The sequence below is a fragment of the Pseudomonas sp. NFPP28 genome (assembly GCF_900115535.1).
Classification (GTDB): Bacteria; Pseudomonadota; Gammaproteobacteria; order Pseudomonadales; family Pseudomonadaceae; genus Aquipseudomonas; species Aquipseudomonas extremorientalis.
Map to the genome: position 1 here is coordinate 445,392 of NZ_FOWT01000002.1, position 25,827 is coordinate 471,218.

General features: G+C 61.4%; 18 protein-coding genes. 7 read left to right on the forward strand and 11 right to left on the reverse strand.

All coding sequences use genetic code 11. The features are described 5' to 3' along the window. Window positions 1-48: 48 nt before the first annotated feature. The 7 genes from BM110_RS07495 to BM110_RS07525 form a co-directional block, all read right to left on the reverse strand. The gene (locus BM110_RS07495; protein ID WP_071492122.1) at window positions 49-1,560 is read right to left on the reverse strand and encodes a hypothetical protein; all 1,512 of its coding nucleotides are present in this window, start codon (window positions 1,558-1,560) and stop codon (window positions 49-51) included. A 113-nt stretch (window positions 1,561-1,673) separates the two neighbouring features. Continuing rightward, window positions 1,674-2,054, reverse strand: coding sequence for a hypothetical protein (locus tag BM110_RS07500; RefSeq protein WP_093512982.1), 381 nt, complete (start codon window positions 2,052-2,054; stop codon window positions 1,674-1,676). A gap of 285 nt (window positions 2,055-2,339) precedes the next feature. Then, entirely contained in the window at window positions 2,340-2,693 is a 354-nt protein-coding gene (locus BM110_RS07505) for a hypothetical protein (RefSeq protein WP_093512984.1), read from the reverse strand. A 2-nt stretch (window positions 2,694-2,695) separates the two neighbouring features. Then, window positions 2,696-3,691 (reverse strand): hypothetical protein, encoded by a 996-nt coding sequence (locus tag BM110_RS07510; RefSeq protein ID WP_093512986.1) that lies wholly within the window; start codon window positions 3,689-3,691, stop codon window positions 2,696-2,698. A gap of 137 nt (window positions 3,692-3,828) precedes the next feature. Continuing rightward, entirely contained in the window at window positions 3,829-4,890 is a 1,062-nt protein-coding gene (locus tag BM110_RS07515; protein WP_093512988.1) for a lipocalin-like domain-containing protein, read from the reverse strand. Continuing rightward, window positions 4,880-7,342, reverse strand: a complete 2,463-nt coding sequence (locus BM110_RS07520; protein ID WP_093512991.1) for an ABC transporter permease — start codon at window positions 7,340-7,342, stop codon at window positions 4,880-4,882. Before BM110_RS07520 ends, BM110_RS07515 begins: the two co-directional genes overlap by 11 nt. A gap of 1 nt (window position 7,343) precedes the next feature. Further along, complete coding sequence (locus tag BM110_RS07525) at window positions 7,344-8,012, reverse strand: ABC transporter ATP-binding protein (protein ID WP_092244575.1); 669 nt, start codon at window positions 8,010-8,012, stop codon at window positions 7,344-7,346. A 275-nt stretch (window positions 8,013-8,287) separates the two neighbouring features. Here BM110_RS07525 and BM110_RS07530 point away from each other — a divergent pair, with 275 nt between their 5' ends. The 3 genes from BM110_RS07530 to BM110_RS07540 all read left to right on the forward strand — a co-directional run bounded on the left by BM110_RS07530 (window position 8,288) and on the right by BM110_RS07540 (window position 12,315). After that, the gene (locus tag BM110_RS07530) at window positions 8,288-8,965 is read left to right on the forward strand and encodes a lipopolysaccharide core heptose(II)-phosphate phosphatase PmrG (RefSeq protein ID WP_172963369.1); all 678 of its coding nucleotides are present in this window, start codon (window positions 8,288-8,290) and stop codon (window positions 8,963-8,965) included. 174 nt (window positions 8,966-9,139) lie between these two features. Further along, window positions 9,140-10,795: a lipid IV(A) 4-amino-4-deoxy-L-arabinosyltransferase gene (gene arnT, locus BM110_RS07535; protein ID WP_093512996.1), complete on the forward strand. Its 1,656-nt coding sequence runs from the start codon at window positions 9,140-9,142 to the stop codon at window positions 10,793-10,795. Then, window positions 10,795-12,315 carry an ArnT family glycosyltransferase gene (locus tag BM110_RS07540; RefSeq protein ID WP_093512998.1) on the forward strand — a complete coding sequence of 507 codons (1,521 nt, stop codon included), beginning with the start codon at window positions 10,795-10,797 and terminating at the stop codon, window positions 12,313-12,315. Before arnT ends, BM110_RS07540 begins: the two co-directional genes overlap by 1 nt. A gap of 8 nt (window positions 12,316-12,323) precedes the next feature. Here the strand turns inward: BM110_RS07540 and BM110_RS07545 are convergent, their stop codons facing one another. From BM110_RS07545 to BM110_RS07555, 3 genes are all read right to left on the reverse strand, one after another. Continuing rightward, window positions 12,324-13,037 carry an AAA family ATPase gene (locus tag BM110_RS07545; protein WP_078049345.1) on the reverse strand — a complete coding sequence of 238 codons (714 nt, stop codon included), beginning with the start codon at window positions 13,035-13,037 and terminating at the stop codon, window positions 12,324-12,326. After that, the gene (locus tag BM110_RS07550; RefSeq protein ID WP_093513000.1) at window positions 13,037-13,780 is read right to left on the reverse strand and encodes an ABC transporter permease; all 744 of its coding nucleotides are present in this window, start codon (window positions 13,778-13,780) and stop codon (window positions 13,037-13,039) included. The genes BM110_RS07545 and BM110_RS07550 overlap by 1 nt, the downstream gene beginning before the upstream one ends. Window positions 13,781-14,535: 755 nt before the next feature. Further along, window positions 14,536-20,745 (reverse strand): non-ribosomal peptide synthetase, encoded by a 6,210-nt coding sequence (locus tag BM110_RS07555; RefSeq protein ID WP_093513003.1) that lies wholly within the window; start codon window positions 20,743-20,745, stop codon window positions 14,536-14,538. A gap of 487 nt (window positions 20,746-21,232) precedes the next feature. Here BM110_RS07555 and BM110_RS07560 point away from each other — a divergent pair, with 487 nt between their 5' ends. Both BM110_RS07560 and BM110_RS07565 read left to right on the forward strand, forming a co-directional pair. Continuing rightward, on the forward strand, window positions 21,233-22,024 hold the full coding sequence (locus tag BM110_RS07560) for a helix-turn-helix transcriptional regulator (RefSeq protein WP_093513005.1): 792 nt from the start codon (window positions 21,233-21,235) through the stop codon (window positions 22,022-22,024). Then, complete coding sequence (locus BM110_RS07565) at window positions 22,024-23,475, forward strand: efflux transporter outer membrane subunit (RefSeq protein WP_093513007.1); 1,452 nt, start codon at window positions 22,024-22,026, stop codon at window positions 23,473-23,475. Before BM110_RS07560 ends, BM110_RS07565 begins: the two co-directional genes overlap by 1 nt. Here the strand turns inward: BM110_RS07565 and hpaA are convergent. Continuing rightward, window positions 23,402-24,262: a 4-hydroxyphenylacetate catabolism regulatory protein HpaA gene (hpaA, locus tag BM110_RS07570; protein WP_093513009.1), complete on the reverse strand. Its 861-nt coding sequence runs from the start codon at window positions 24,260-24,262 to the stop codon at window positions 23,402-23,404. The two genes, BM110_RS07565 and hpaA, sit on opposite strands and share 74 nt — an antisense overlap. 128 nt (window positions 24,263-24,390) lie before the next feature. Here hpaA and BM110_RS07575 point away from each other — a divergent pair, with 128 nt between their 5' ends. Together BM110_RS07575 and BM110_RS07580 are read left to right on the forward strand one after the other, a co-directional pair. Beyond that, window positions 24,391-25,056 (forward strand): fumarylacetoacetate hydrolase family protein, encoded by a 666-nt coding sequence (locus BM110_RS07575; protein WP_092244544.1) that lies wholly within the window; start codon window positions 24,391-24,393, stop codon window positions 25,054-25,056. Then, the gene (locus BM110_RS07580; RefSeq protein ID WP_093513011.1) at window positions 25,053-25,823 is read left to right on the forward strand and encodes a fumarylacetoacetate hydrolase family protein; all 771 of its coding nucleotides are present in this window, start codon (window positions 25,053-25,055) and stop codon (window positions 25,821-25,823) included. The genes BM110_RS07575 and BM110_RS07580 overlap by 4 nt, the downstream gene beginning before the upstream one ends. The last annotated feature ends 4 nt before the right edge of the window (window positions 25,824-25,827 follow it).

Below are 25,827 nucleotides of genomic sequence, written 5' to 3' on the forward strand. Positions count from 1 at the left end.
ATACAGGCGCGCGGCCTGTATGCCCTGGTGGTTACTGGTTAAACACGCTTAGCTCTTGGTGCTGCTGAGCAGGGTCTGCTTGCACAGATGGCCAAAGCTGACGAACTCAGTGTTATCACCACCCACGCCGATACCTGGGTATTCCAGCACTTCCATGCGCCATACCCCGTAGTTGAAGTCGGTACGCCAAGTGTTTTTGTAGCCCTGGGCGTAGTCGACAAAGGTGGTCTGGAAGTCACCGAAGCAGGTGCCCACGTTGATCGTGCCACTCGCCTGACCGGCACTGTTGGTAGCCGCCGAATACCCTTTGTAGACGATAGCACCGGTGTCGGGGTTGATGTGCTGGTCGAGGTAGACGATCGGGTGCAGCCCCACCAGCGGTGCGCCGGTGCTGTCCGACAGCCCCATGGTCCAGGTCAGGTCGCGATAGGCCTGGGTGGTCATGTAGCCATACCCCACGTCGGACGCGGAGTAAGGGATGCGCAACACGTTGCCTTCGCCTTTTACATCAGGGCTGTTGACCCGAGGGTTGGAACCGAAGGACAGGTTGTATTTGCCCGTTGCGCTCCAAGGCTCATTCGGGTGTTGGTTCGGACGAACACGCACCTTGACTACCCCACCGACACCCGGGTTCGGGATCGACGTCGACACGACATTCGCACCCACGGTGACCCACTGGCTGCCATCGAAACGCTCAAGGATCCACTTGTTACGGGTGCTGCCACTGGCCGCGTCGGCCGTCAGGGCTATGCCTACGCTCTGGCCACGGACCGCCGTGAAATCAAAGTAGTCGACATCGTCTAGGCTGTCGGCGTTGCCTTTGATGTAGTTCAGGGTATCCGGCAGTTGAAACGCCGTGTCGGGCGTGTCATTGGGTTCATAGGCATCGATGTTGGCATCCACCGCCACACCGAACTGGAAGCTGGAGCCCTGCACCGCTGCGTTGGCTTCCATGAACCAGTAGTAGTCACCGGCAGGCACCACCCCGCTCAGGCTTTCATCGCCCGTGCCTGGATTATTGGAGGTGCCCAGCGGGAGCGGATTGCCTTGACCATCGTCCTGGAACAGGGTCAAAGACATGTCGGTGCCTGCGGTCTGACCCACCAGCAACGCGTTGATGCGCGCCTTCTGTGGCAGGTTGAAGTGGTAGCACAGCAGGTCACCGGTCTGTACGCCATTGATGGTGTACAACTGGTTCACATCCAGCGTGGTTTCACAGCCCTGGACCAGTGCCGCCTGCACGGCGGCCGCTGCCTGGGCATCGGCTTTCTTGACCTGGGTTACCGGCGCCGGAGCGGCATGATCTTCCACCACCGAATCGGCCTGGGCCTTGGCGGCGAACGCCGGTTTTTTCAGTTGAGCACCCGCTTTGAGTTGCTGCTTGAGCGTCGCTGGGGCCTTGGTGGCCGGCACTATACCGGCGGCTTTGAGGCTTTGCTTGATGTCAGTTTGAACGGCTTGTGCAGCCAGGTGAGGGTATTGCTCGGCCAGGGCGAAGGCCGAAACGAAGCAGGAGGCCGCCATGGCCGCGCCCAGCATAAAGGCTTTTTTCGATTTCATTTTTTATCCATCCATAGTTAAAAAGTGAAGCTCAGGTGACGTCCGGTCACCTGGGATGGAATGTAGGATATGACTGGATGGATGTACAGTGTTTTTTGAAGAAATTTCAATTTCTATGGAGTGGGGATGTCGCACCACCAGCGCCAGAAGCTCCAGATAGCTGTTGCAATCAACCACATGAACCCAAGGTAATAGGGCCAAACCACCCAGCGCTTAAGCGATAAGGGAATGGAAGCCAGTTCGGCCTCAGTCACCACCCCAGCTTTCAGATGGCGCTTTGAATCTGAAAGTATTTCAGCAATCAGCATCATGCGATATTGCCTGTCGATCCAACGGCTTCGGCCCCAAAATCGCTTATTGCCGCAGACCATTTCGTTTTGGCTGAAGTAACTCTCCACCTCGTCGAGCTTTGTATATTCGACAAAAAACCCCAGCCCCAAAACGACAAACACTCCTGCAAAATGCACAAGGGTGAAGGCAAGAAAACACGACACTGTTAAGCTCCTTCCGGCACAAAGATCACATCCCCATTGGCCTCTTGGATCTTTCCACCCAATAAAGCACTTTCATGACCAAGAGCATTACCTACGGTCTGCCCACCCGCAGCGCCGCCAATAATTGCGCATGCAAGCTCGCCGCACCCCTTCATCGCAATCCCCAAAAACATGCGACAACCACGAATCGCAAGTTTGGCACCATACTTCCCCCTCCCACATCCAGCGCCAACCCCACCCTCGAACTGCACAGGGCCTTCCCAGTACGGAGTATTCAGGTCTGACTTAGAGCCAAGTGCACCAATAGCCCCAATAGGCAGCCAAAAATATCGCAAGACGAAACAACCACACAAAACGACGCCTGAGGGGTAAAGGTACGGAGGCTAACTCTGCCTCTGTCACAACACCGTCTTTCACGTGGCGTTTTGGCATAGATAGGATGTCGATCATCAAGCACATACGACTAAATCTAGGGAACCGCTGGTTTTCCCAGCGTTGTTGAAGTTTGCGTACCTCTGAATTTTCACTGAAGTAACTTTCCACCTCTTCGAGTTTTGTGCGCATGGCGTAACGCATCAGTCCCACAAAAGCGAACGTCCCAATCACCATCACGCTGGTGAAGGCAAAAAACCACGACATCGTTAAGCCCCCTCTGGTTGAAAGATCAAGTCACCATCAATCTCTATGACCGCACCGCCCAGAAACGCCCCACCAGCGCCACCTAGACTCCCTCCTGCGTACCCTCCAGCAGCGCCACCAATAATTGCGCATGTCAAACCTCCGCTTCCCCTCGCTGCGACACCTAAAAAAATAGTGCACGCGCGACGAGTGAGCTCCGCCCCCAAAAGCCCTACCCCCGCCGCCCCCACGACCCCACCCGTAAACTTCCCCGCCTCCACATACTTCGCCCTTCTACACTGCGCCTCCCGCCCCTCCACACACGCCTCCTTGATCTCCAACCCCGCCACCCCCACGTCCAGCGCCAACCCCACATAAGTCCCTTTGCCCAACCACTTCGACATCTGCGCAATCTCCCGCATCCGCTTCGCATACCCCGCAATTTCACCTTTATGCAGATAGCTCTTGGTCGATAGGCCCAACACCTTTTTTAACGAATCATTGCCCTGCAACCCCGTACCCAACCGCGCCGCACCTTGCAGTTGCACCTCCAACCGCCGGAACAATCCCTGGCGCTGTTGAATAAACGCAGCCCTGTCCAACACACCGTCCTTCAACCGCTGATGCAACCGCTCGATCTCCTCCAGCGTCTGCGCCACTTCATCCAGGTGCCGCGCCCAGGCCGAGGTCGCACTGCCGATGCCAATCGAGCCATTCGCCATGAAACTCTGCAGCAAGTCATAGTTATCGATCACCGTCGTGCCGGCCGCAGCACTTCCCTCCAGATGGCGGCGTACCTCCTCGGCATGCCGCATCAACCAAGCCTCCTCCACCGAGCAATTCACGCTGTGGCTGTCGGGAATAATCACCAGTTGCCCGGGCGCCACCAGGCCGGGACGCAGGTGCCGGTTCAGCACGTCAAAATGAGCGGAACGCTGGCGGCCCGGGGCACCGCCCATCAGTCGGTTTTTCAAGCTCTGATAGTCCGTCGCGCGGTCGTTGATAAAGCTTTGCGCCATGCCTCACATCCGGTGAGCAATGAAGATGGCGTCGAAATATAAGCAAGCGCCTAGGCCCCGGACACACGTCCAGGGGGGGCGATTTACATTTGGGAAGCTGCCTACGCAGCAAAGAAATACAGCCTACGGAAACAACCCTAATACCCGGTCATTTCCAGGTAACCCACCCCGCCCTCGAACTGCACCGGGCCTTCCCAGTACGGGATACTCAGGTTCATCCAGGCATTCGGGTTGACTGCTTGCGTAGTGATATCCAGCTGCTTGCCGGGGATTTTCAGCGACCAGCGGGTGGGGATCTTGCGCCCTTCTATGGCCGTCGTTTCCAGCGGCGTCAGTTGGATATCCGCGTTGTGCAGGGTTTGTGTATGGCCCTCGCGATCAATCCAGGTGCCGGTCAGGTAGGACGCGCCATCGGTTTGCCGTACTCGGAACAACATCAATTGCTCGCCCCGGTCCAGGTGCAGGGAAAACCAGTCCCAGCCGGTCTGGCTGGCGGTCAGCGGTTGGCTGCTCCATTCGCGGTCGAGCCAGGCCGGGCCGCTGACTTGATACACCCGGCCATCAAGGCTGACGCTGCCGCTGGCGTTGAAAAACGGTTGGCTGTAGTAGTACGAGGCCTGGCCCTGGTCGGATTTGCGGCTGTAACCGCTGTCGCCCTGCAGCACCAATGGACGGCTGGATGTCAGGTGCAGGTCGTAGGCGAATTGCGCACCGCTGGCCTTGAGTTGCATGTCCGACAAGGCGCCCATTGCACCCGGACGGGTGGCGAAATTCCAATCATCGATCCAGGCGTTGAACGGCACTGCCTGGGCTCCGGCCTGGCCGACGCCACCGCGTGCGTAACGCTCGGCGGCGTAATGGTGGGTGGCGGACGTGACGGCCGCGTGGCCGAGCCACACGGTGGAGTCATGCCAGCCTGCTTGCACCGGCCCGGCCTTGAGTGCATTGCGAAACAACGTCCATTGCACGCCAAATACATTGCCCTGCGCGTCCTTGAGATTGGCCGTGACGTACCACCATTCGATACGGAAGTCCGCATGGGAGCCATGATCCTCGGGGAAGCTGAACACCTTGCCCGGTACCACCTGGGCAAAGTCCGCCGCGTCGCTGCCCAGGCCGGCAAAGCTTTCCTGTGGCGCGGGCACTTTGTCGCAAGCGGCCAGTAACAGACACACCACCAACAGGGGCTTAATCTTCATGGGCAAACGTCCTCAACAAATCCGCAGGACGGCTGCGGTACAACTGCCACAACGGCCAGGCCGACGCCAGCAAGGTCGCCAGCATCGCCAGCCCTAGCAATTGCGCCAGCTGCCACGGGAACACCTGCAATGGCAGGCGCCAGCCAAACGCCTGCACGTTGATCACTGCATCCAGGCACCACGCCAACAGCAGGCCGAGCGGTACGGCCAGCACCAACGTGAGCACCGCCAGCAGCCAGGTCTGGCCGAGGTTGAGCAGCATCAATTGCCGACGCGTGACGCCCAATGCCCACAGCGGTGCGAGCTGGCCCAGGCGGCTCTGGCTCTGGGTCAACAGGCTGATGAACAACGCCACGCCGGCCACGCCCAAGGTCAGGCTGTTCAGGGCAGCGGTGGCGGCGAAGGTGCGCTCGAACACCTGGCTCGACCAGCCCTTGAGTTGTTGCTGATCGACGATACGGTTGTCGTCCAGGGCAAAGGCGCGCTGCACCTCACGTACCAGCGGCGCCACGTCCGACGGTGACACCCGCAGGTTGAAACGCGCCGGTGACAGCGTCGGCCAGTGCGCCAGCAGATGTTGTGAGCTGACCAGCACATGCCCCTTGGGATTGCCGTAGTCGGCGTAAATCCCCACCACCTTCGGTGACCACACACCCTGGGGCGTGGGGATGTTCACGGCATCGCCCAGTTTCACCCCGAGCCGGCGCGCCAGTTGCTCGCTGAGCATCAAGGTGTCGCCCTTCTGCAACTGGTCCCAGGGTTCGCTCGTGGCCTCCAGCAGCGGCCAATGCTGACGGTAGGTGGGATCGTCGACCACGCCAAACAGGTCCGCCGGCCAGCCCTGCACTTGCACGGCGACCTGCCAGGTGGGCAGCACGGCCTGCACTAACGGCTGTTGCGTCAGCCAGGTGCCGAGTTGTTCGGCCTGGGCAGGGCTTTGTGGGTTGAGATACAACTCGGCAGTCAGGCGCTGCTCCAGCCAGTTGTTGAAGGTATGACGAAAACCCGAGGTCATGGAGCCTGCGCCGATGTTCGCGGCCAGGGCCAAGAGCAGCGCCATCAGGGCCAGGCTCAAGGCCGGCAACTGCTGGCGGCAGTCGGCGAGAAACCACTGGCCGAGCACCGAACGGCTACGCCCCAACACGGCCTTGAGCAGGCCGTTGAGCAGCACCGGCAACCCCAGGGCGGCGCCAAGCAGCAATGCCGCCATCAGTACAAAGCCGGCAGCCAGGCTGTTACCCAGCCACAGCGCCAGCACGGCGATCAGCAACGCAGCGGCGGCCACCCACGCTTGACGACGCAACCAGCGACCGTGAGCTTCATGCCAGGCCTGGGCGTTGGCCAGCGCCAGCAAGGGCAGGCGCGCCGCCCGCCACAGGCTGCCGGCACCGGCGAGCACCGCACCGAGCAGGCTCAAGCCCAGCCCCGCGCCCCACCACCACGGGCTGAGGCTCAACTGTCCCGGTACTTCAGCGCCATACAAGCCACGCAGGCTGGCGGCCACATCGGGCAATAGCAGACTGGCCAACAGGTAGCCGCTGGCGACGCCCAGCACACCACCGAGCAGCGAGAGCACGCCCAATTCCACGCTCAAGCTCACAATCAGCAGGCGCACGCTGACCCCACACGCGCGCAACGTGCGCAGCAGCCCGCGCCGTTGCTCCAGGGCCAGGCCGATGGCGGCATGCACGATGAACAGCCCCACCACGAAGGACAGGAAGCCCAGCGCGTCGAGGTTCAGGTGAAAGCTCTCGGTGAGGCGAGCGAGGTTATTGTCCTCGCCTTGCTTGAGTTGCAACCCGGCGGGCGGCGTGGGTTGGCTGGCCGCGAACGCCTTGTCCACCAGCAGCCGCGACAGGCGCTCAGGCATCTGCAGCACGGGCTGGGCGAAACCGATGTCGGTGAGCAACAGGCCGGGCGCCATGTCTGCTTGGGCTTGCAGCGGCGGCAGGGGGTGACCGCTCAGGGTGGTTGGTTGCTGGCCTTCGCGCAGCCCCAAGGCCTGCAAGGTCTGCGGCGCGATCCAGGTACGCCCCGGCGGATCAAAAAACGCGAGCATCTGCGCCTGGCTCAAGCGCTGCCCTGCCACGGCGCCGCTGCCGGGCAACGACAACGGATCGATGCCCATCAACTGCAGGCGTACATCCTCCTGCCCCTTGAGCTGTACCCGCCCCTGTACCACCGGAGACACCGGCCAACCAGCGCGGCGCAATTGAGCGAAGACCGCCTGGGGGAAACTCGCCCCGTCCGGCGCACCGAGGCTGGCCTGGGGTTCGCCGCCGATCAATTGGCTGGCGCGGGCATAGCTGTCACGCGCCTGGCTGTTGAGGGCTTGCACGCCGATCAACAGCGCGGTCGCCAGCCAGAGGCCGGTGAGCACGCTGAAAAACTGCACGGGATGCCGTCGCCAGTGGCTGAGCAATGCGCGCAAGGTCCACTGAAATACCGCCATCTCAGGCGGCGCCTGCGGCTAGGACGCGCCCACGCTGCAACACCACCTGGCGGTCCAGTCGTGCAGCGATGCGCGGGCTGTGGGTGACCATCAACAGGCTGGTGGGGCTGTCGCGCAAGAGGTCCAGCAACAGTTGCAGCACTTCGTCGCTGGTCGCCTCGTCCAGGTTGCCGGTGGGCTCGTCGGCCAACAACAGGCCCGGGCGTGACGCCAATGCGCGCCCCACCGCCACCCGTTGCTGCTGGCCGCCGGAGAGTTGTTCCGGGTAGCGCTTGAGCAAATCCCCCAGGCCCAGGCGCTCGACCAATTGCGCCTGCCACTGCGGGTCAAAGCGCCCCGCCAGCCGCGCCTGGAACGCCAGGTTATCCTCGACCCGCAAGCTGCCGATCAGGTTGAACTGCTGGAACACCAGACCGATTTCGGTACGTCGCCAATGGGCCAGTTGCGCTTCGCTCAGTTGGTCAAGGCGCTGCTCGCCCACCTGGATGCTGCCGCCATCCACACGGTCGAGCCCGGCCACCAGGTGCAGCAAAGTGCTCTTGCCGCTGCCCGACTCGCCCATCAGCGCCAGGCTGCTGCGCCGGCCCAGGTGCAGATCGACACCGGCCAACACTGCCAAAGGCCCCTGGGGGGTGGCATAGCTTTTGGTCACACCTTGCACCTGCAACATGACAACACTCGTTTGATGGGCGGCCATCGAGAATAACGGCTACCGCCCAAGGCCACGCAAATTTTTCACATGGATTTCACCGGCTGCCCACCCGCGCCTCTTTAAATTACCCACCAAGCATCACTTGTCGGCAACTTGTTAGTTGCCCTTTTTCACAACTTTTTACATGCAAGGTGTTCAGCGAAAAGACAGCCGTCGTGTGACAGCCTCTGGTCCCACTAAGGACATTCGCTAAAACGTTGCGCCTAACTAATACAACACTGCCAACAATGCCCATGGTGAATGAAGTGGTTGACCTTACCCTGACCAAACCGCGCTCGCCCCGGGACTTTTTCAAGCGTTTGCAACGACTCTGGCTGGGACTTGCGGTGGTTGGCCTGCTGCTGGTTTGCAGCCTGTTCTGGCCGGCGTCGCCACGGGACCTGGGCATCGGCGACCGCCTGCTGACCTCGCAAGTGATGCCGCTGTGGCGCGACGGCGACCTGATCGTACTGGTGCGCCATGAAGAGCGCTGCGACCGCTCCACCAACCCGTGCCTGGGCCCGGTGGAAGGCCTCACAGTGCACGGCAGCCAACAGGCCGAAAAGCTCGGCAACGCCTTTAAATCCATGGGGATGGACACCAGCGATGTGCTTGCCAGCCCGGCTATCCGCACGGCGCAGACCCTACGTTTCATGTTCGACAAAAACGAGCTGACCTCGGGCCAACAGGCCATCTGCGGCACGGCCATGGGCGAGGAATTGCTCAGTCAAAAGACCCCCGGCCGCAACCTGGTGTTCGTCACCCACAGTGGTTGCATCGCCGACTTCGAAAAAACCCAGGGCTTCCCCCATGCCACATTCCCCGAATACGGCAGCGCATTATTCGTGCAGGCATTGCCCAACGGCAAATTGAAGATCCTGGGCATCGTCAACAACCCGGATTGGCCTGCCGCGCTAAAACAGACTCACTAACTTACCCGCCGCCCTGTTCAGCAAAAAGACAGCCCTGTTCTGGCATGTTTAGTTGCGCCTTTTAAATAAGGACATCATGAATATTTTCTGCAATTGCGTGAACGCTGTGACTTTTCCAACTATTAATTCATTACTTGAAACCTACATCACTGAGCGTCAGGGAGCGACGTTTGCATGACCCGACTAAAATCCCTGACGGTATTACTGCTGGCCTTCGTTGCGTTTTACCTGCTGCCCCTGGGCCTGCACGGCCTGTGGACCCCGGACGAAACCCGCTACGCCCAGATCAGCCAGGAAATGCTCCAGAGCGGTAACTGGGTGGTGCCGCACTTCATGGGCATCCGCTACTTCGAAAAACCCGCCGGCGGCTACTGGTTGATTGCCCTGGGCCAGGCGGTGTTTGGTCAAAACCTGTTCGGCGTGCGCATCTCCTCGGCGCTGACCACCGGCTTGAGCGTGCTGCTGGCCTACCTGATCGCCCGTCGCCTGTGGAACGACCCGCGCAAGAGCTTCGCCTGTGCCCTGCTCTACCTGAGCTTCGGCCTGGTGGCCGGGCAGGCGGGGTACTCCAACCTCGATCCGCAATTCACGCTTTGGGTCAACCTGAGTCTGGTAGCCCTGTGGTTTGCCCTCGATAGTGCCACGCTGCGCGGCCGCCTCTGGGCCTGGGTCATCGTGGGCCTGGCCTGCGCCATGGGGTTCATGACCAAGGGCTTTCTGGCCTTGGCGCTGCCGGTGCTGATTGCCGTGCCGTACATGCTCTGGCAGCGTCGCCTGGGCGAGTTGCTGCGCTATGGCCCGTTGGCGATGGTGGTCGCAGTACTGGTGTGCCTGCCATGGGCGCTGGCCATCCACCTTCAGGAACCCGACTTCTGGCGCTTCTTTTTCTGGAATGAACACATTCGCCGCTTCAGCGCCTACAACGCGCAGCATGTGCGGCCCTGGTGGTTCTTCCTGCCGATTATCGCCGTGTCCAGCCTGCCGTGGGCGGGACTGCTGCCGACGACTCTGCGCAAGACCTGGCAGGAAAAGCGCCAGCCGGCGATCACGTTCCTGGCGTTGTGGCTGCTGCTGCCCCTGGGCCTGTTCAGCTTGAGCAGAGGCAAGCTGCCGACCTACATCATGCCGTGCCTGCTGCCCCTGGCCTTGCTGATGGGCCATACGCTGATCGACCTGGTCAAGCAGGGTAAAGCCCGCACGATCTGCCTCAATGGCCTGTTCAACTTCATGATCGGCATGGCGGCCATGATCGGCCTGATCTACCTGCAAATCGCCCGGCCGCTGTACAGCAACAGCCACGCCGAGATGTTCAGCTTGTCCCTGGCCTTCATTGTGCTGCTGGTGTGGATTCTCGCCAACCTGCTGCAAGTGATTCGCCCGCTGACGCTGTGGGCGATGCCTGCACTGGGCATCGGCCTGCTGGTGATCCTGTTGCCGGCGAGCATGCCGTCATGGATCGCGGACAACGAAATGCCCGACCAGTTTGTGCTTGAACACCTGGAAGAACTGCAACAGACCCACGCCCTGCTCAGCAACGAACTGGGCGGTGCCAGCGCCCTGGCCTGGCGCTTGAAACGACCGGAAGTCGCGTTGTATGACACCGAGGGCGAGCTGCGCTACGGCTTGCAGTACGCAGGCTCGGTGCAGCGCAAAGTGGAACTGGACGGGGTCCAGGCCTGGCTCAAGGACGCGCGCCAGCACGGCTCGGTGGGCGTGCTGCTGCGGGTCAACAGCACCAGTGAAATGCGTGAAGCCGGGCAACTGCCGCCAGGCGGTAAACGTTACTACAAGGGTTATCTCGAGCTGATCATCTATCCGAGCCTGCCCTGATGACGACTGTGTGGAAGAGCGAACGCGGCGCCCTGCTGCTATTGCTGGGCGTCACCGCGCTGCTGCTGCTCACCGGCCTCGGCGCACGCGACCTGTGGGGCCCGGAGACCCGCTGGGCGAACATCGCCTTGCAGATGCTGCAAAGCGGTGACTACTTCGACCCCTATCTCAAGGGCACCCCCTATTACGACAAGCCCCTGCCCTCCTACTGGCTGATCACCGCCACGGCCCACCTGATGGGTGGCCTCGGGCCGTGGTCACTGCGCTTGCCCTCGGTGATCGGCGCCTGGCTGAGCGTGTGGCTGGTCTACCTGCTCGGTGAGCAACTGATGCGCAAAGGCACCGGGCTGATCGCCGGCTGGATGCTCGCCACCACCTTCTACTTTCTGTTCTGGGCGCGGGTGGCCACGGCGGATGTGCTGACGGTGTGTGGCGTGCTGGCCGCGGTCTGGTGGTACTGGCGTGGACCAGAGGACACCCGGCTGGGTCGCTATACCGTGTTTTTCCTGTTACTGGCCGTGACCTCGCTGTTCAAGGGCTTGATCGGCTTTGTGCTGCCGGGCCTGGTCCTGCTGCCGCACCTGCTCGGCGAGCAGCGCTACAAGCAGCATCTCAACCTGCGCCTGGTGCTCGCCCTGCTGATCGCCACCGCGGTGTATGCCGTGCCGTTCGTGCTGTCGCATGTCTACGGTGCGCCGACCTATGGGCAAAGCGGCCTGGCCCTGGTATTCCGCGAAAACGTGGTGCGATTCTTCGACCCCTTCGACCACATGGGGCCGATCTACACCTACCTGATCTACCTGCCCGCCTACACCCTGCCGTGGCTGCCGTGCTGGCTGCTCGGCCTGTGGCTGGCGCTGCGGCACTGGCGCCAGACCCCGCCCAACGTGCGATGGCTGGTGTGGGGCCTGGGCCTGTTGTTTGTGTTCTTCACCGCCAGTGGCAGCCGGCGCAGCTACTACGTGTTGCCACTGGTGCCCTTCGCTCAGTTGCTCGGCGCCTGGTGGCTCAGCGAACGCCTGCAAGCCAGGCCCGCCAGCCGGCCGCGCTGGTACAAAGGGTTCGCCTGGGCTGCGGTGTTGATGCTGCTGGTCATTGGCGTGGCCTATCCATGGAGCAACGGTAATGGCGGCGTCACCCGCCTGGCCGAGGATGTGCGTACCGAAGCGGTCAAAAGCGCACCTTGGGATGAGTGGCAAATGGTGCTGGTGGAAGTAGACAACAAGGTGCCGATGTACCTGCAAAACAGTGGCGAGCCGTTCTACTACGTGGCCGAGACCCAGGACTTCCCGCGCCAGGGCGACAGCGCGGCGTTCATGGCCTGGCTGCAGAAAACCAGCGGCAAGGCCTTCGACCCGCAGCGCACGATCATCGTCACGCAGTATTCCAAGGATGATCCGACGCCGTTGGCGTACCTGGGCGCGGATCACCAGGTCATCACCACCCAGCCGGACAATGGCGAGCGTTTGTTTCAAAAACGGCAGGACGGCAACGTGGCGTTCGTTCCCTTGCCTGAATAGAAGCGGTCTTATCCTTTTGGCAGGCTGGCGGCATGGATAAATGCCTCATCCAGGCTTTGGGCGTCGTAGGCGCCCATGAAGCCTTGCGCATCAGTGAAACGGTTGAATCGCCTTTGGCTCAGCATGTAAAAGTCATCGCAATGCGCGACGATTTCATCGACGTTGTGTGATGAAACCAACACCGCGACACCCTCTGCCGCCGCCCCCTCCAGACAACGCCAGATGTGATAACGAAACTCTGGATCCACACCCGCCGTGGGTTCATCCAGTATCACCAGGTCCGCGTTGGCGCAGAGCAGGGACAACGTAAAAAACCAACGCTTTTCCCCATAGCTGCAGAGTGCGGATTTTTTGTTCCAGATCTCGCAGTAACGCTCTGCGATGCCGGGGCTCCATTTTTCGATTTTGTCGAGTGCATGTTGTTGGGTGACCCTGGTGTCGGAGCAAAACAGCATGGTCATTTTGAAGATGTCGAACATGCGAAATACAGGGGGCGTGCTGATGATCTGTGACAGGTACAGCAGCTTGGAAAAGGCGCTGTTTATTTCACCACCCTCTCTTTTCTTCAGGCCGCACAGCACATCAAAAAAGGTGGTTTTGCCGGAGCCGTTTGGGCCAAGAAGGCCTGATATGGAGCCGGCAGTGACTGTCAGAGAAGCCTTATGAAACACGATATGAGTTCCATATCTGACGTCAAGAGAGTCTACGAGAAGCCTTGCCATCAATAACGACTCCAAACAGGATTAATTAATAAATAACGACACATCACTAAAAACAAAAACACAAGTGAAATGGCAACAACCCAGAAAACCAAACCGCATTCAACCACGCCGTCCAACAGAATCTTATTCGCCCACCACATCGGGTTAAAAAAACCGACAATAGCTAAGGCGGGACTCACTGGCCCCATACTGATAATCCCGAGAGCCAACATCGCAAGGGACAAAATTGAAAAGAGGGTGCTCGTATTTTGAAAGCCTAATGGGACAAGCGTCAGCAACAGCGCGGGTATAGAAAAAAGAAGAAAGCAAACATAAAATCGCCCTACGATCACAAGATACTCCGCGACATCAAACTCCCCTGAAAAAATTCGGGTGAGCATATAAAATACGGAGCAATACAATATTGAAACAACTGAATATGCAGAAAACTGCCCAATCAAAAAAACAACCTTCGTACGATCCGTATAAACAAAAGACCGAAGAAAACCACTTTCCCTTCGACCAACTATGTAAAAGGCAAGCCCGAACAGTGCAACATTTGAGGAAACAAAGGCGTAAAACCATGAAGTCTTCGAAAGGTAATCCACAGCCTCACTACTCAGTGGCGCACGCGCGTAGGTAAGCAAATAATAGGTAACCACTGGAGATATCACTGTCCAAAATAATGCAACAGGTTCTCTGAGTTGTTCCTTTATGAATAACGCCGCTAGCAAAGCCGGCCTCGATACGAAATAAAAGTCCATGATTGACCTCACGAAAACGGGACCATCATGCCTAGTCTAGAGCTGAGCATCGACGACTCAAGCTTCTGCGAATACTGAATTTACTTTTCTGTCGATGGAGGCTCTATTATGGAGTTATGGCAGGCCCCGCCTCCCCCATTACACCTGCCGCCCCACCACATCCTCCATTACCACCGCACCCGCCTTGAATGCCTGACGCACCTGCATTACCGGAGTACGGGTTGAACCTTTCTTCACTTTCGAAACTATAAACAAGCGCTCCGAACGTTTCACTGTTCATCTCAAATCTCCAGCTTTGTGCATACATTGACTTTAAGCTGCCCTTCATCAAGCAATAAAACCAAATCTAGTCCAGCGTGAGAATATCGCAACAACAATAAAATCTTATGTGGGAAATATAACTACTAGATTTAGGAAATTTCACTCACGAACTTCGGAAGATCAACCATTGCCAAAAACATCAGGACCCTCACCAACCGCGCTTCAAAAAATCATTCCATGTAAATTTAACACCTTAAAAATTATCCAACTAATCGAAAAATCCAACACCACCGCAGGTATATCTTGCAAAACGGAACTTATTCCTACAGACGTGAAAAAAAGAACCCGACAAACGGCACTGCATAATGCTAAAGACCTGCTCTCTGCGCGACGCTAACGCCGACTTCGCTCATCCATGTAATGACTACAAAAGCAGCGTATCTACGATGCGAAGCGAGTCGCTCTTGATCTTGCTTTCGATCTGAGGCGCCCCGTCAAATCCGCCGCCGCCGCCCCAACTGCGGAATAGCCGCCTGAGGCACCTCCACCCGCTGCACCTGCGTCAACACACACCCAGCCAGTTGCGCCACCGTCGGATGACTGAACAACGCCCGCGCATCCACCTCCACCCCCGCCTTGCGCATCCGCGCCACCAGGTTCACCGCCAACAACGAATGCCCCCCCAACTCAAAGAAATGATCGTGTCGCCCCACCCGCTCCAACTTCAGCACCTCAGCCCAGATCCCGGCCATCAAGCTCTCCACGGCTCCGACCGGCGCGGCATAGGCTCGGCTCACCACCGCCCCCAACCCCGGCTCCGGCAAGGCCTTGCGGTCGAGTTTGCCCGCTGGGTTGAGCGGTAATTCGTCGAGCTGCACAAACGCCGCCGGCACCATGTATTCCGGCAATTGCTCCAGCACATGGGCGCGCAACGCATCCGGGCTCGGCGCCTCGGCACGCGCGGTGAAGTACGCCACCAGGCGTTCATCGCGAATCAACACCGCCACTTCACGCAACGCCGGATGCACCAGCAGCCTTGACTCGATTTCCCCCAGTTCCAAGCGCACACCGCGCAGTTTGACCTGGAAGTCGTTACGCCCGAGGAACTCCAGATTGCCGTCAGGCAGGTAGCGCACCAGGTCGCCAGTGCGATACAGGCGATCACCGACCACGAACGGGCTGTCGATAAAACGCTCGGCGGTCATCTGCTGCAGCCCCAGGTAACCCCGCGCCACGCCGACCCCACCGATGTGCAACTGACCGCTCACGCCCATGGGCGCCGGCGCATCGTGCTCATCCAGCACATACAGGCGCGTGTTGTTGATCGCCCGCCCGATCGGCAACTGCAATGCCGGCACCGGCGCGCCGGGTTCCAGGGTCCAGGCGCTGCTGTCCACCGTGGCTTCGGTGGGGCCGTAGACGTTATGCAGGCGCACCTTGGGCAAGCGCGCCTGCACGCCACGAGCCAGGGCTTCGGTGAGTTCGCCACCACCGCACAGCACATCAGTGAGGCTGGTACACAGCGCTGACTCTTCCAGCTCAAGGAACTGCTGCAACATCGCCGGCACGAACTTGATCACCGTGATCTTCTGCTCGCGAATCAGCTGCGCCAGATAGGCCGGTTCGCGATGACCATCGGGCCGTGCCAACACCAGGCGCATGCCGTTGGTGAGCGGCCAGAACAGCTCCCACACGGAACCGTCGAAGCTGAACGGCGCCCGCTGCAACAGCGCGCCGCCCTCGGCATTGGGGCACAGCTGCGAGCCCCAGTGCATCAGGTTGCCGAGGCCACGGTGTTCGATCATCACGCCCTTGGGCGTACCGGTGGAGCCCGAGGTGTACATCACGTAGGCCAGGTTGGCCCCGCTCAGCCCTGGCACCAGCGGGTTGCCGACAGGTGCCTGGCTCCACGCGCAGTGGTCGAAGTCGATCACCGGGATCGACACGTCACCCGGCACGTCACGGGTGGCGGCGTGTACCAGCAGCGCCACCGGTTGGCTGTCGTGGAGCATGTAGGCCAGGCGCTCGCGCGGATAACCCGGGTCCAGCGGCACATAGGCGCCACCGGCCTTGAGGATGGCCAACAGGCCCACCACCAGCTCCAATCCACGCTCGACGCACAGCGCCACGCGGGCGTCCGGCTGCACACCGCGCTCACGCAGATGGAAGGCCAGTTGGTTGGCGCGTTCGTTGAGTTCGCGGTAGGTCAGTTGCAACTCGCCGGCCTGCACGGCGATGGCATGGGGGATATGCCGTGCGTGGGCTTCGAACAGCGCCTGCACCGTGAAGGTGTCGGGGTAGTCGGTGTCGGTCGCGTTGAAGTCCACCAGCAGGGTTTTCAGCTCGCCGGCGGGCAGTACCTGAACGTCGCGCAAAGGTGTCTGTGGCGCCTGGTCCAGCGTGTCCGCCAAGTTGATCAGTGTGGTTTCGAGGTAGTCGAGCAGCCGACCGGCGCCAATTTGCTGCGGCGCCTTGGCCTTGATCCGGAAACCGTTGACCGTGTCGTCCACGGTCAGCATCAGCGGGTAGCTGAGGATGTCCTCACTGCTGAGCAAGGCAATGCCCGGCACCAGGGTCAGGTCACGCTCGGCGTCGGTGTGGCGGTAGTTGAGCAGGCTGTTGAACAATGGCGACGCACCGCTGCAACGCTGGGCCAGCGCCAGGGAGGCTTGTTCATGGGCAAGCAAGGCACTGAGGCGTGCGTGGGTATGCGTGAGGGCTTCGGTCACCGTGCGCCCGGCCAGGCGCACCCGCAGCGGCAGGGTGTTGATGAACATGCCCAGGGCGCGATCGGCACCCTCGCCCGCCTGCAAACGGCCGAGCAGCACGGTGCCGAAGACCACGTCATCGCGGCCGGCGATACGGCTGAGCACCTGGGCCCAGGCCAGGTGGAACAGACTGGCGGTGCTCACTCCCATACCACGCGCCTGGGCAAGCAAACGTTGATTGAGGCTGTCACTCAAGCCACGTTCGGCTTCTTCGGTGTGCGCCCGATCCGCCTGGCGCTCCTGGAGACCGAAGGCCAGGGTCGGCTCGTCGACATCGCCCAACTGCTCGCGAAAGAACGCCTCGTGCGCCGCTTGACGTGCCGGCGAACGGGCTTGCACCACCACATTGCGATACGGCACCGACGCCGGTAGTTGCGCCTGTTGGCCGAGCAAGTGAGCGCGGATTTCCTGCATCAGGAGGGTGGTCGAGGTGGCGTCATTGACCAGGTGATGGAAACGCAGCCGCGCAACCCAACGCGAGTGCTGCGGCTCTTCGGCATAGTCCAGGGCCATCAGCGGCGCCTGGCGCAAATCCAGCGGCGCGGGGTCCTCGCGCAGCGGTTCAACGCGCAATTGCGCCTGGCACCACACCACTTGCATCGGTTGCTCCAGGGCTTCCCACACCAGGCTGGTGCGCAGGATATCGTGGCGGTTGATCACTTGTTGCAGGGCCTGGGCAAACGCGTCCAACTGCTCGCGCTGCGCAAAGCTGAACAGCGCCTGCTGCTGATACGGATCGCGCTCATCGGTGATGTGGTGGTAGAGCAAACCTTCCTGCAACGGCGCCAGCGGGTAGATGTCCTGCACATTGGCCACGCCGCCGGGAATGCTCGCGACGATCAGATCAAAACTGGCAGGGTCGAGTTCGGCCAGGTCGGGGGCGTCCACATCGCTGAGCTCACTTGCCGCCGCCAGGGCCGCCAGGGTCGGCTGGCCGAACAGCACCTGCACATCGGCATGCAACCCGACCTGGCGCATGCGTTGCACCAATTGCACGGCCAGCAACGAATGCCCGCCCAGTTCGAAGAAGTGGTCGTGGCGCCCAACCTGCTGCACCTGCAACAGCTCGGCCCAGATCTGCGCCAGTACGCTTTCCACGCCGAGGTGCGGCGCCTCATACAAGCGGGTGACGAACGCCTCTTGGGTCGGTGCGGGCAACGCCTTGCGATCAAGCTTGCCGTTGGCGGTCAGGGGCAACGCGTCCAACTGCATGTAGGCGGCTGGCAGCATGTAGTCGGGCAGCGATGCTTGCAGGTGGGCGCGCAAGGCTTCTATCGGCACAGCTTCACGGGGGACGAACCAGGCCAGCAACTGCCCTTCGCGGGCTTGCACCACGGCGTCCTGAATATGCGGATGCGTGGCCAGGGCCGTTTCGATTTCGCCCAACTCAATGCGCACGCCACGGATTTTCACCTGGTCGTCATTGCGCCCCAGGTACTCAAGGTTGCCGTCCGGCAGCCAGCGTACCAGGTCGCCGGTGCGGTACATGCGCCCCTGAGTAAAGGGGTCGTCGAGGAATCGCTCGGCACTGAGCTCGGGACGCTTGAGGTAACCCCGCGCGATGCCCTGGCCGCCCACGTACAGCTCGCCTGCCACCCCGATGGGCAGCGGCCGTTGCTGCGCGTCCAGCACATACACCCTGGCATTGGCGACAGGCGCGCCGATATGCAATGGCCGGCCGACGGCCATGGGGCCGGAGGTGGCGACCACCGTGGCTTCGGTAGGGCCGTAGTTGTTGATCACGGCGAAGGACTGCGCCTGGGAGAAAGAACGCAGTCGGTCGCCGCCGATCAGCAGAGTGCGCAGGGTCGGGTGGTGCAGGCCCTGGCTGAAGGCGTATTCGGCCACGGGCGTCGGCAGGAAGCAGACGTCCAGCGGCTGTGCCCGCCACCAACCGAGCAGCGCGTCGATGTCTTCGGCGCCATCATGGGCGGGCGGCAGGTGCAGCGTGGCGCCCACGCACAACGCCGGCCAGACCTCCCAGGCCATCGCATCAAAACCGAAACCGGCGACGCTGGCGGTGTGGCTGCCGGCATGCAGGTCGAAGGCCCGGCAGTGCCAGTCCACCAGGTTCGAGACGCTGTGGTGCTCGACCATCACGCCCTTGGGCAAACCGGTGGAGCCGGAGGTGTAGATCACGTAGGCCAGGTGAGAGGGGCTGACCGCGACGCGAGGGTTGGTGCCCAGGTGGAAGGTCGGGCGGTCGAGCTGGATCACCGGCACCGTCAACTGAGGCAAACGATGCAGCAAATCGTGCTGGGTCAGCACCACCACCGGGTCGCTGTCTTGCAGCAGGTAATTCAGGCGCTCGGCGGGATGGGCCGGGTCCACTGGCACGTAGCAGGCGCCGGACTTGAGGATCGCCAGCAAACCCACCAGCGTATCCAGACCACGCCGCGCCAGGATCACCACCCGGTCGTCAGGCTGCACGCCGCGCTCCAGCAGTTGATGGGCCAGCGCGTTGGCCTGCTGGTTGAGTTGGGCGTAGCTCAGGTGCCGCCCCTGGTACACCGCCGCCACGGCGTCCGGTGCGCGCGCGGCCTGGGCTTCGATGCGCGCGTGCAGGGTGTGTGGCTGGGTGACAGGCTGGGCGGTGGCGTTCCATTGCTGCAACCGCGCCTGCTCGGCGGGTGTCACCAGGGAAAAATCGCTGATCGTCAGCGCGGTGTCTTCCAGCCCCTGTTCCAGCAGCCAGGTCAGGCGCTGCGCCAGGGCCGCCACTTCATCGTGCTGGAAGTACGCCTCGTTGTAGACGCAATGCAGGCAAGCGGTGTCCTGGTAGCGATTGCTGCGCAGGTGGAGGGCCAGGGGCAGCGGCTCGTGGTGGTTGGACACTTTGACCGCACGGGCCACTGTCGTGCCGTAGCGCAGTTCATGGTCGTCCTGCTCGAAGGACACCGACAGGTCGAACAGCTGGCCGCGGTCGCTGCGACGCAGGCCCAACTCACGGTTCATCTCGCTGAGGGGGAAACGCTGGTGGCGGAAGTCCTGCTTGAGCTGGTCGCGCACCCCACGCACCACCCCGCTGAACGGCGACTGCTCATCAAACTGCAAGCGCACGGCGCTGACCTGGGTGAACAACCCGACGGTGGAGCGGAACCGTGCATTGGAACGGTTGAGAATCGGCACCCCCACCACCCATTCCTCGCGTTGGGCGGTGCGGGTGAAATACACATACAGGGCCGCCAGCAGTACATGAAACGCCGACGCCTGGTAACGGTTGGCCACCTGTTCCATTCGGTTGAGCAGTGCCACCGGAAACGCCTGCGCCAAGGTATTGCTCGCGGCCTTGGCCGTGTGCCGTGGGGTCAGCAGCGGCTCCGGAATCAAGCGGTATTTGTCCAGCCAATAGGCGCGGTCGCGGGCATAACGGGCTGACGCGTGGTAGTGCTGGTCTGCGTCGATAAAATCGATGTAGGAAGGCGCCGGCGAGTCCGGTTGTAGGCCTTGCGCCAGGGCCGTGTACAGCTGCGCGAGGGATTGCAGCATCTGGCCGAAGCCCCAGCCATCGAGGATCAGGTGATGCGCCTGGGTGCCGAGGCGGTAGTGATCGTCGTCGAGCTTGACCAGGAAAAAGCGGAACAACGGCGCACCCTGCATCGCATAAGGCAGGGCCATTTGCGCCTGCATCAGGGCGTGGCTCGCGGCCTGCGGATCGCAAGCCTTGGAAACGTCATGGAGCGCCAGGTCCACAGCCAAGGTGGCAGCGAAGGTCTGGCGAGGCAGGCCGTCGGCGTCGCTGTGCAGTTGCGTGCGCAACGCGTCGTGCCTGGCCACCAGGCATTCAACGGCGCGCTGCATCAGGCCGGGGTCAATGGCGCCGGCAAAGTCCACATAACCACCGATGTTGTACAGCGGCGAGTCGCCTGCGCGCAGTTGGTCGAGCCAGATGTCCTGCTGGGCGGCGGTAAGGGGGAAGCTGGGTGAATGCTTCATAAGATCCTTCTCATGGAGGTCAGGCACTGGCCGCGCAGGGGTGCCCATTACGACGAATGGGCCGGATTGGAGCATGGGGGCCAGGGGCTGTCTGTCACCCTAAACCCGGACATCCGAATGGATAGACCGGGCTTGGCTGATGGTTCATTGCTGAAACGATTAAAGAGTTGTAGGACATTGGCTATATCTGGCCGATGCTTTTTTGTGCGAACGCTTTCTAAAGATAATATTTTACTTATCTATCAAAGAGTTACTTAAACATAAAAATCTCCATTGGCTATTCGTAGTGGGAATTACCTCTCAGAAACGTCGAATTAATGACGTGGTTTTTATGGCAGGTTATGTCCCTCGTTTCCGCTACATACGTAGGACAAATCCACTGGCTAAATACACGTTCGAATACCGACTCTGGTGTGTGAGCAACGGATCGCCCCGCAGAGGCCCAGAGGGTCTGTACACGGTTTTCGATATCAAGGATGAGAAGGCTATGAGTTTGACCAGCAGTATTGCCAACACCCAAAGCCCCCATTTCTACGCCGAAATGGGCGAGTTGATTGCCAGCAGTGGCCACCCGGGCTTTGCCGCCCACATGCTGCACCTGGTGGACAAGTGGGTGCCGATCCACCTGGTGGATCTGAGCGAATGGACCCTCGACGAGCTACGCGACCGTGTGCTCGATATCAAGCTGCTGGGCAGCGCCGGCCAGACGCAGGACCTGCCGCCCCTGGCCCTGAACTCCATGGACGACCATCCGCTGTTGCGCGAAATGCTCGGCATGCAGGACCCGCTGCTGATCCAGTTGAAAGCCAAGGCCAACAGCACAGACCCGCGTGACACCTCACACCAGTGCAATCTGGTGTCGCGCCAGGGCAACCGGCGCTGTGTGATTTCGTTTTATCGCCCGCCGACCCAGCGCGGGTTTTCCCTGGCCGAGTTGTCGTTTCTCAAGTGCCTGTCGGACACCCTGCTGCCGTTGATCGAGTGCCACGCCCAGAGCCTGCGCCAGGCACCGCACACCGAGGTCGAACCGGCCCACACGTTGCTGGAGCAATCGCAATTGCAACGTGAGTTCTACAAGCGCCTGTCCCTGGGCGACATCACCTTGTCGGCGCGCGAGCAAGAGGTGTGCCTCGGCTTGCTGACCGGCGGCACCGTGCCGCAGATCGCGGAGAAACTCAGCGTGAAGAACAGCTCCATCGAAACCTACCTCAAGCGCGCCGCTGCCAAGTTGGGCGTGAGTGGAAGGCACGGTCTGGCCAAGTGGATGGTGGGCGCCTGATGCATAAATTGAGTACCTTTGCGATGGCCTGGATGCTTGGCGGCTGTTCGCTGATCCCGGACTACCACCGGCCTGCGGCGCCCGTGCCTGCGCAGTATCCCCAGGCTGGCGTGTATGCGCTGGCGCAGTCCGGCACATCGGACTGGCAGCAGCTGTTCCACGACCCGGCGCTGCAAGGGTTGATTGGCGATGCGCTGGTCAATAACCGCGACTTGCGCGTGGCTGCGTTGAACGTCGAGGCGTTCCAGGCGCAGTACCGTATCCAGCGTGCCGATCTGTTCCCGGCGGTGTCCGCTACCGGCGCCGGCCAGCGTCGGCGTGTGCCCGGGGACGTGACCGGCACCGGCAAGGCCGCCATCACCTCCAGCTATTCCGCGACCCTGGGCATCAGCGCCTATGAGCTGGACCTGTTCGGCCGCATCCGCAGCCTCAGCGAACAGGCCATGCTCTCCTACCTGGGCACCGAAGAGGCGCGGCGCAGTGCTCAATTGAGCCTGGTCGCCAACGTCGCCAATGCCTACCTGACCTGGCGTGCCGACCAGGAATTGCTGGCCCTGGCGCGGCAAACCCTGGTGGCCAACGAGCATAGCCTGCGCCTCACCAGCCGCAGCAAAACCGCCGGCAAAGCCTCGGCGCTGGACGTGGTGCAAGCCACCACCAGCGTCGAAAGCACCCGCGCCAGCGTGGCCCGTTATGAGCGCCAGGTCGCCCAGGACCTCAACAACCTCGCCCTGCTGGTGGGCGGCCCGGTGGACGAACAATTGCCGTCGCGTCCACTCGCCGCCGACCTGGTGGCCCGCGTGCCGGCCGGCCTGCCCTCGGACTTGCTGCAACGCCGCCCGGATATCCTCCAGGCCGAATACCAGTTGCGCGCCGCCAACGCCAATATCGGCGCGGCACGTGCAGCGTTTTTCCCGTCGGTGAGCCTGACTGCCAACGCCGGCAGCGCCAGCACCGAACTGTCGGGGCTGTTCAAGGGCGGCTCGGGCAGCTGGACGTTCCAACCGCAGATCAACCTGCCGATCTTCAACGCCGGCAGCCTGCGCGCCAGCCTCGACTACGCCAAACTGCAAAAAGACATCGGCGTGGCGCAGTACGAAAAATCGATCCAGACCGCCTTCCAGGAAGTCGCCGATGGCCTGGCGGCGCGGCAGACCTATACCGACCAGTTGGAGGCGCAACGGGATTTCGTCGCGGCCAACCAGCAGTATTACAACCTGGCCGAGCATCGCTACCGCAGTGGCGTCGACAGCAACCTCACCTTCCTGGATGCGCAACGTACGTTGTTCAGCTCGCAACAGGCGTTGATCGTCGACCGCCTGGCGCAACTGGTGGCGGAAGTGAAGTTGTATACAGCGCTGGGCGGCGCGTGGGACGTCAGCGCAAGCCCGACTGCCGCAGCCGATACTCCCCCGGCGTCATCCGCGCATACCGAAGGAAAAACCGGCTGAAATACGCCGGGTCCTTGAAGCCCAGCTGGTAGCAGATCTCGTTGGCGGAACTGCCGGTGAACAGCAACAGGCGCTTGGCTTCCTGCATCACACGTTCCAGGATCAGGCGCTTGGACGGCAGGTCGGCCAGGCGCCGGCACACCTCATTGAGGCGCGCCTCGGTCACGCCAATCCCCTCGGCGTAACGCGCCAGCCGCCAGTGCTCCAGATAGTGGGCCTCGATCAGTTCATTGAAGCGATGGAAGATGCGCAGGTCTTCGTGCCGGGTCGGGCGCGCGGGCAGTGAGTGGGCGCACAGGCGCAGCAGGCGAATCATGATCAGGCGCGTGAGGCTGTCCAATGCGGCGGCGCGCCCTGCCCGCTCGGCGTTGATCTCATCGTTGAGTTCTTCGAACAGCTGATCCAGGCCTTGGTCACCTGCGTTCAGCGCCACGCAGGCTGCGCCGGAGGCCAGGCTGGGATCAGCGTCGATCAATCCCCACACCAACTGCTGGCGCACGGTCAGCACATGCCCATCGGCATCCGCCTCGGTGACAAAGGCGTGGGGCACCGTGGGCGGCGTGAGGAAGAACATCGGCCCGGACTCCACGAACTGGCGGTCATCCAGGTACACCCGTACCGCGCCGCTTTTCACATAATGCACCTGGAAAAACCGGTCATGCCGATGCACGGGCATGTTGCGCCCGAAAAAACCCGCCAGGTTGCCGAGCTTGTCGTAATGCACCTCGGCATCGCTGTAACGCTGGTCGTAGACCTGCCCGATGTTGATGTTGGGGATCGGCTGCACGGTGCCCTCTTCTTGTTGTTTTGATGCTGCCTGATTTTGCCACGCTTGACGGTAGTTAACATATTAATTATAACGTTAACACATTAACGAACTGCCTATGCAGCAGTCGCCACCGCCAGGAGAAACGCATGAGCCGTACCCTGCATGATGTTGCCAGCGGCACCCTGTTCGGCGTTGCGCTGAACTACCAGGGCCTGCTGGACCAGCATCTCGCCGCCTTCCAGCAGGCGCCCTACCAGAAGCCGCCGAGCAAGCCGGTGTTGTTTATCAAAACCCCGAATACGCGCAACGAGCAGGGTGGCGTGGTGCTGCACCCCCAGGGTGAACGCCTGCAACCCGGCCCCGCTCTAGGCGTGGTGATCGGCCAGCTCGCCAGTCGTGTCAGCCTGGAAAATGCCATGGCCCATGTGGCCGGCTATGTGGTGGTGAATGAATTCAGCCTGCCGGAAGACAGCTACTACCGCCCCGCCGTGAAAGCCAAGTGCCGCGATGGTTTTTGTGTCCTCGGACCGCAGTTGATCCCTCGGGACCAAGTCGCCAACCCCGGTCAACTGAGCCTCAAGCTGTGGGTCAACGGCGAACTGCGCCAGGAAAACACCACGGCGAATTGGGTGCGCGATATTGCGCAACTGCTCGCCGAAATCAGCGAATTCATGACCCTGCACCCCGGCGATGTGCTGATCACCGGCACCCCCGAAGGCCGCGTGGATGTGCTGCCGGGCGACAGGGTAGAAGTCGAGATCGACGGCGTGGGCCGTCTGCTCAATCACATTCAAGCGGAGACTCAAGCATGAAACACGCCCGTATCCGCTTTAAAGGTGACGTGCACGCCGTTCAGGTGCAAGCCGACAACGCCGTGCGCCTGAGCGATGGTCGCCTGCTCGCCGAAGACCAGGTGCAATGGCTGCCACCGGCCACCGGCAGCATGTTCGCCCTGGGCTTGAACTACGCCGACCACGCGGCTGAACTGGCCTTCACCCCACCCACCGAACCCCTGGCCTTCATCAAGTCCGTCGGCACCTACACCGGCCACCGCCAGGTCACTTGGCGCCCGGACGACGTCGCCTACATGCACTACGAGTGCGAACTGGTGGCGGTGATCGGCAAGACCGCGCGCAACGTCAAGCGCGCCGACGCCCTGGACTACCTGGCCGGCTACACGGTGTGCAACGACTATGCGATCCGCGACTACCTGGAAAACTACTACCGCCCCAACCTGCGCGTGAAAAACCGCGATGCCACCACCCCGGTCGGCCCGTGGATCGTCGATGTGGCCGATGTGCCCGACCCGGGCAACCTGACCCTGCGCACCTGGATCAACGGTGAACTGCGCCAGGAAGGCAGCACCCGCGACATGATTTTCGACATCCCGTACCTCATCGAATACCTGTCCAGTTTCATGACCCTGCAACCCGGCGACATGATCGCCACCGGCACGCCCGAAGGCCTGGCCGACGTGGTGCCCGGCGATGAAGTGGTGGTGGAAGTCGAAGGCGTGGGCCGCCTGGTCAACCGGATTGTCAGCGAGGCGGAGTTTTTCTCCGCCCGGAAAGAGGCGTGAGCAG

Bases quoted from the DNA above. Each gene is read 5' to 3' on its own strand.
- BM110_RS07510 (WP_093512986.1), bottom strand. From the start codon at position 3,691: ATGGCGCAAAGCTTTATCAACGACCGCGCGACGGACTATCAGAGCTTG.
- BM110_RS07495 (WP_071492122.1), bottom strand. From the start codon at position 1,560: ATGAAATCGAAAAAAGCCTTTATGCTGGGCGCGGCCATGGCGGCCTCC.
- arnT (WP_093512996.1), top strand. From the start codon at position 9,140: ATGACCCGACTAAAATCCCTGACGGTATTACTGCTGGCCTTCGTTGCG.
- BM110_RS07505 (WP_093512984.1), bottom strand. From the start codon at position 2,693: ATGTCGTGGTTTTTTGCCTTCACCAGCGTGATGGTGATTGGGACGTTC.
- BM110_RS07550 (WP_093513000.1), bottom strand. From the start codon at position 13,780: ATGGACTTTTATTTCGTATCGAGGCCGGCTTTGCTAGCGGCGTTATTC.
- BM110_RS07525 (WP_092244575.1), bottom strand. From the start codon at position 8,012: ATGTTGCAGGTGCAAGGTGTGACCAAAAGCTATGCCACCCCCCAGGGG.
- BM110_RS07515 (WP_093512988.1), bottom strand. From the start codon at position 4,890: ATGAAGATTAAGCCCCTGTTGGTGGTGTGTCTGTTACTGGCCGCTTGC.
- BM110_RS07575 (WP_092244544.1), top strand. From the start codon at position 24,391: ATGAGCCGTACCCTGCATGATGTTGCCAGCGGCACCCTGTTCGGCGTT.
- BM110_RS07540 (WP_093512998.1), top strand. From the start codon at position 10,795: ATGACGACTGTGTGGAAGAGCGAACGCGGCGCCCTGCTGCTATTGCTG.
- BM110_RS07530 (WP_172963369.1), top strand. From the start codon at position 8,288: ATGGTGAATGAAGTGGTTGACCTTACCCTGACCAAACCGCGCTCGCCC.
- BM110_RS07520 (WP_093512991.1), bottom strand. From the start codon at position 7,342: ATGGCGGTATTTCAGTGGACCTTGCGCGCATTGCTCAGCCACTGGCGA.
- BM110_RS07565 (WP_093513007.1), top strand. From the start codon at position 22,024: ATGCATAAATTGAGTACCTTTGCGATGGCCTGGATGCTTGGCGGCTGT.
- BM110_RS07560 (WP_093513005.1), top strand. From the start codon at position 21,233: ATGAGTTTGACCAGCAGTATTGCCAACACCCAAAGCCCCCATTTCTAC.
- BM110_RS07555 (WP_093513003.1), bottom strand. From the start codon at position 20,745: ATGAAGCATTCACCCAGCTTCCCCCTTACCGCCGCCCAGCAGGACATC.
- BM110_RS07580 (WP_093513011.1), top strand. From the start codon at position 25,053: ATGAAACACGCCCGTATCCGCTTTAAAGGTGACGTGCACGCCGTTCAG.
- BM110_RS07545 (WP_078049345.1), bottom strand. From the start codon at position 13,037: ATGGCAAGGCTTCTCGTAGACTCTCTTGACGTCAGATATGGAACTCAT.